The organism is Vibrio sp. 03_296, from assembly GCF_002265885.1.
Map to the genome: position 1 here is coordinate 1 of NZ_NPKW01001344.1, position 1,014 is coordinate 1,014.

Annotated in this window: 1 pseudogene; it reads left to right on the forward strand. The window is 47.1% G+C overall.

Annotated features, from left to right (window positions below):
* Positions 1 to 780, forward strand: a pseudogene (locus CIK04_RS32050) (transposase); the annotation flags it as partial.
* Positions 781 to 1,014: the final 234 nt, after the last annotated feature.

Below are 1,014 nucleotides of genomic sequence, written 5' to 3' on the forward strand. Positions count from 1 at the left end.
GCCACAAGGCTTCTTCTAYCTCGACCATCGAACCGTTGATGGTCAACAYGGAATTATCCTCGATACCTATACCACCGCGGGCAACATCAATGACTCACAGCCTTACGTTCAACGCTTAGATTACACGCTTGCTACATTCCAATTGAACCCGATAGCCGTTGGACTGGATGCGGGGCTACTTTACCGCTCCAGTGGCGGAGTCACTTGAACGTCGAGGTATTCTTGGCGTGTTCGGTTATCGACGTCCATCGAGAACGAAAAATGACGTTCAAAAAGAAACACTTTACTTACGACGCGCAAAGAGACWGCTACCAATGTCCGAATGGTCAGGCGTTGCTTTATAAAACCACATCACGCGATGCCTACCGAGAATACCACTCAGACCCGAAAGAGTGTGCGTTCTGTCCAATGAGGGATGACTGCACTCAAAGCAAAAACATGAAGAAAGTGAATTACTCGGCATATCTATAGCGATGCCGTAGAGAGAGCAATCAAATGCGGCTCTCTTCCTATGGCAAGAAGACTTATCGACGTCGAAGTGAAACAGTAGAACGGAGCTTTGCAGATGCCAAGCAACATCATGGTCATCGTTATGCTCGCTTCCGAGGTCTAGCCAATGTGCAAATGCAATGTTGGTTGGCAGCGGCAGCCCAAAACATCAAGAAGATAGCGTTGGTGGTGAACTATCTACGAAAAATGGGCTTAAATATGGCAGAAATAAGGCAGATACTTGCTTCTGTATACCCATGTAATGAATGGAAACTTCTGCGCACGATATAACAAAAAATATCACGATCGCGACCTACGGTCGCTTCCAAAAAAGAACCCCACTTAAAAAGCGGGGTTCGTCATCAATCTGAGGGGCGACGTGTTCGCCCCTTTTTCTTTGCGAGTAAACTTGTTTACTCATTTCAGCTCTAACAAGTACCCTAGTTCCTAGTTCCTAGTTCCTAGTTCCTAGTTCCTAGCTCCTAGCTCCTAGCTCCTAGCTCCTAGCTCCTAGCTCCTAGCTCC